This is a genomic window from Saccharopolyspora sp. (genome assembly GCF_017434145.1).
Classification (GTDB): domain Bacteria; phylum Actinomycetota; class Actinomycetes; order Mycobacteriales; family Pseudonocardiaceae; genus Saccharopolyspora_C; species Saccharopolyspora_C galaxeae.
Genome location: NZ_JAFRFW010000550.1, coordinates 1 through 4,206, shown reverse-complemented (window position 1 = coordinate 4,206; position 4,206 = coordinate 1). Strand labels below are relative to the sequence as shown.

Genomic DNA, 4,206 nt, shown 5'->3' with positions numbered 1-4,206 from the left:
CGAAAGGCATCAGTGCCATTGCTCGACCCGTAGCAACGAACGCTTCGCAGGAGTCGTTTCAGTATGATTTTCGGTCTTGTCTTGTCAGCGGCGGAGCCGCTGAGCAGTGACCATGCAAGCAACCGGCACCGCGGCGGGTTCTCAGCGGCTTCCTCGCGAGGACAGCGATTTCGCCGCGTATGGGCATACGTCAGAAATCGGTCCCGGAGCGAGGGAGCCGCTGAGGTTCCGCTACCGGACCCGCTACGCAAATCCTTCTGAAAGAAATCCTCGAGGTGGTGACCCGAGTTGGGTGTCGAAGTCGGGGTGCAGGGGCTCACGAAGTCCTTCGGCGCCCACCAGGTGTGGTCGGACGTGTCGCTGACGCTGCCGCACGGGGAGGTCAGCGCCATCCTCGGCCCGTCCGGAACCGGCAAGTCGGTGTTCCTGAAGTCGCTGCTCGGGCTGCTGCGCCCGGACCGCGGCCGGGTCATGGTCGAAGACGTCGACATGTGCTCGTGCTCCGAGCGGGAGCTCTACGACGTCCGCAAGCGCTTCGGCGTGCTGTTCCAGGACGGTGCGCTGTTCGGCTCGATGAGCCTGTTCGACAACGTCGCCTTCCCGTTGCGCGAGCACACCCGCAAGTCCGAGGCGGAGATCCGCCGGGTCGCGCTGGAGAAGATGGAGCTGGTCGGCCTTTCCGGGGCGGAGGACAAGCTGCCCGGCGAACTGTCCGGCGGGATGCGCAAACGCGCTGGGCTGGCGCGGGCGCTGGTGCTCGAACCGGAGATCATCCTCTGCGACGAGCCGGATTCCGGGCTGGACCCGGTGCGCACCGCTTACCTCTCGCAGCTGCTGATCGACCTGAACGCGCCGATCGACGCGACGATCCTGCTGGTCACGCACAACATCGACGTGGCGCGCACGGTCCCGGACAACATCGGGTTGTTCTTCCGCGGCAAGTTGGTGCTCTTCGGCGCTCGCGAGGTGCTGCTGACCAGCGAAGAACCGGTGGTCGACCAGTTCGTCAACGGTCGCCGCGCGGGGCCGATCGGGATGAGCGAGGAGAAGGACTCGGGGACCGTGGCCGCCGAGCTGGCCGGGCTGGACGCCACGAGCGCGCCGGCCCCGCGCACCGTCGTCCCGCAGCTGACCCCCGGCCCCGGGTTGCCGGAGCGGATCGCGGTGCGCCGCCGCAAGCAGCGCATGATGCGCGACCTGAACGCCTACCCGCCCGCGGTGCGCGAGCAGGTGCTCGCCGGGTTGTCCGACGCCGAACGCCGCGAGTGGGGCGCCCCGCCGCGGCCTGGCCCCGGTGATCGCCCATGAGTTCTCCCGGTGCCAGCCACCGCGTCCCGCTGCGCGCCGCCTTCGTCGAAGTGGGCCGGTTGGCGACGCTGTCCTGGGAGGTGCTGCGCGCGATGCCGCGGCGGCCGTTCCAGGTGCGCGAATGGGTGCAGCAGGCGTGGTTCTTCGCCAGCGTGACGATCCTGCCGACCGCGATGGTCGCGATCCCGTTCGGCGCGGTGATCGCGATGCAGCTGGGTTCGCTGACCCAGCAGATCGGCGCCCAGTCGTTCACTGGCGCGGCCAGCGCGCTGTCCATCCTGCAGCAGGCGAGTCCGCTGATCACCGCGCTGCTGGTGGCGGGCGCCGGTGGTTCCGCGGTGTGCGCGGACATCGGCGCGCGCAAGATCCGCGACGAGATCGACGCGATGGAAGTGCTCGGCATCTCCGCGATCCAGCGGCTGGTGGTGCCGCGGGTGCTCGGCGCGATCTTCGTGTCGGTGCTGCTCAACGGCCTGGTCAGCGTGGTCGGTGTGGTCGGCGGCTACTTCTTCAACGTGGTGCTGCAGGGCGGCACGCCCGGCGCGTACCTGGCCAGCTTCAACGCGCTGGCGCAGTTGCCGGACATCTACGTCAGCGAGCTCAAGGCGCTGATCTACGGGTTCGTGGCCGGTGTGGTCGCCGCCTACCGCGGGCTGAACCCCGCGGGCGGGCCGAAGGGCGTCGGCGACGCGGTCAACCAGGCCGTGGTGATCACCTTCCTGCTGCTGTTCGCGATCAACCTCGTGATCACCGGCATCTACCTGCAGCTGGTCCCGCCGAAGGAATTGTGAGCGATGGCCGCGACCGAGCAGTACCTGCCGCCGCCGACGGCCTGGCGCCGCCGGCTGTCCCTGCTGGTGTCCAAACCCGGTGACGCGATTGCCGGGCTGGGCTGGCAGCTGTCGTTCTACCTGCGCGCACTGGCGTTGTCCCCGTTGACGTTGCGCAAGTACCCGCGGGAGACGGGCAGGCTGCTGACCGAGGTGATGTTCGGCAGCGGCGCGCTGGCCGTCATCGGCGGAACGCTCGGCGTGATGATCGGCATGACCGTGTGCACCGGCGCGATCGTCGGGTTGCAGGGCTATTCCTCGCTGGACCAGCTCGGCACGTCCGCGCTGACCGGGTTCATCGCCGCCTACTTCGACACCCGCGAGGTCGCGCCGATGGCCGCGGGCCTGGCGCTGTCGGCGACGGTCGGGTGCGGCTTCACCGCGCAGCTGGGCGCGATGCGGATCTCCGACGAGATCGACGCGCTCGAAGTGATGGGGGTGCGCACGGTGCCGTACCTGGTGACCAGCCGGGTGCTGGCCGGGCTGGCCGCGGTGATCCCGCTGTACGTGGTGGGGCTGCTCGGCTCGTACTTCGCGTCCCGGGAGATCACGGTGCTGTTCTACGGGCAGTCGGCCGGTACTTACGACCACTACTTCCACCTGTTCCTGCCGCCGCAGGACGTGCTGTGGTCGTTCGGCAAGGTGCTGGTGTTCAGCCTCGTGGTGATCCTGACGCACTGCTACTACGGCTACACCGCCAGCGGCGGGCCCGCTGGCGTGGGGACCGCGGTCGGCCGGGCGGTGCGCACCTCGATCGTGCTGGTGGCCGTGCTCGATTTCTTCCTGAGCCTCGCGATCTGGGGTTCTACGACCACGGTCCGGATCGCCGGTTGACCGGGGAACGAGGAGTGTCCGATGAGGACTCGTGAACACCGCGGCCGGCGCCGCTACCAGCTCTACGGGCTGGTCTTCTTGCTGGTCTCGGCGTTGTTCTTCGCCGCCATGGTCGGCGTTTACCAGAAGGCGTTCACGCCGGTCGTGCCCGTCGCGCTGCACACCGACCGCGTCGGCAACCAGATGCGCGAAGGCGCCGACGTGAAGGTGCGCGGCGTGGTGGTCGGCGAGGTGCGCTCGGTGACCTCCGGGCAGGGCAACGCGGTGCTGAACCTGGCGCTGCAACCGGGAATGGCCGCCGAGATCCCGGCCGACGTCTCGGCGCGGCTGCTGCCGAAGACGCTGTTCGGCGAGCGCTACGTCTCGCTGCAGATGCCCGAGAAGAACTCCGGTGCGCATCTGGCCAGCGGTGACGTGATCGGCCAGGACCGCAGCGGGGCCGCGATGGAGATCGAGAAGGTGCTCGGCGACCTGCTGCCGCTGCTGCAGGCCGTGCAGCCGCAGGATCTCGCGGCGACGTTGAACGCGGTGTCGCAGGCGCTGGACGGGCGCGGTGAGCAGCTCGGCCAGACCGTGCGGGACCTGGACAGCTACCTGGCGAAGTTCAACCCGCAGCTGCCGCGGCTGGAATCGGTCATCGACCGGGTCGACGACGTCGCGCAGACCTACCACGAAGCGGCTCCGGACCTGCTGCGCGCGATGAACGACTTCACCACGACGAGCAAAACCGTGGCACAGCACCAGGATCAGCTCCAGCACCTGTGGCAAGCCACCAACGTCACCGCGGTGAACGCGACCCGGTTCCTGGAAGCCAACCAGGACAACATGATCCGGCTCGCCTCCGACTCCCGGCAGACGCTGGAGCTGTTCGGCCGCTACGCGCCGCAGTACAAATGCGTGCTCGACCAGGTCAACGACAGCATCCCGCTGGCGGAGAAGGCGTTCGGCAAGGGCGATCCGGTGCCGATGCAGAAGGTGACCATCGAGGTCACCGGCAGCCGCGGGAAGTACCTGCCGGGCACCGACACCCCGGAGTACAACGACAGCCGCGGCCCGCGGTGCTACCCGTGGGTCGAGCCGCCCGCCCGCTTCCCGCAATACCCGCCGGGCGGGGCGCTGAAGGACGGTTCGACGCATCCGCCTCCGCCGCACGGTCCCGGTGAGCAGCTGCCTGCCGGGGGCGAGGCCGCGGCTCCCGCGGCCACCAGCCCGCAGTCCGCCGGAGGGAGCTCGG

Annotated in this window: 4 protein-coding genes; all 4 read left to right on the top strand. The window is 69.2% G+C overall.

Annotated features, from left to right (window positions below; translation table 11 throughout):
- Positions 1 to 288: 288 nt before the first annotated feature.
- Positions 289 to 1,308, top strand: a complete 1,020-nt coding sequence (locus tag IJH84_RS15350) for an ABC transporter ATP-binding protein (RefSeq protein ID WP_295145595.1) — start codon at positions 289 to 291, stop codon at positions 1,306 to 1,308.
- Positions 1,305 to 2,099: an ABC transporter permease gene (locus IJH84_RS15345; protein ID WP_200069181.1), complete on the top strand. Its 795-nt coding sequence runs from the start codon at positions 1,305 to 1,307 to the stop codon at positions 2,097 to 2,099. The genes IJH84_RS15350 and IJH84_RS15345 overlap by 4 nt, the downstream gene beginning before the upstream one ends.
- Before the next feature lie 3 nt (positions 2,100 to 2,102).
- On the top strand, positions 2,103 to 2,972 hold the full coding sequence (locus IJH84_RS15340) for an ABC transporter permease (protein WP_295145592.1): 870 nt from the start codon (positions 2,103 to 2,105) through the stop codon (positions 2,970 to 2,972).
- A gap of 21 nt (positions 2,973 to 2,993) precedes the next feature.
- Positions 2,994 to 4,206, top strand: a 1,213-nt coding sequence (locus IJH84_RS15335; protein ID WP_295145590.1) for an MCE family protein, incomplete at its 3' end; no start/stop codon positions are given.

Excerpts from the sequence above, each read along its gene's own strand:
- IJH84_RS15345 (WP_200069181.1), top strand. The coding sequence starts at position 1,305 with ATGAGTTCTCCCGGTGCCAGCCACCGCGTCCCGCTGCGCGCCGCCTTC.
- IJH84_RS15340 (WP_295145592.1), top strand. The coding sequence starts at position 2,103 with ATGGCCGCGACCGAGCAGTACCTGCCGCCGCCGACGGCCTGGCGCCGC.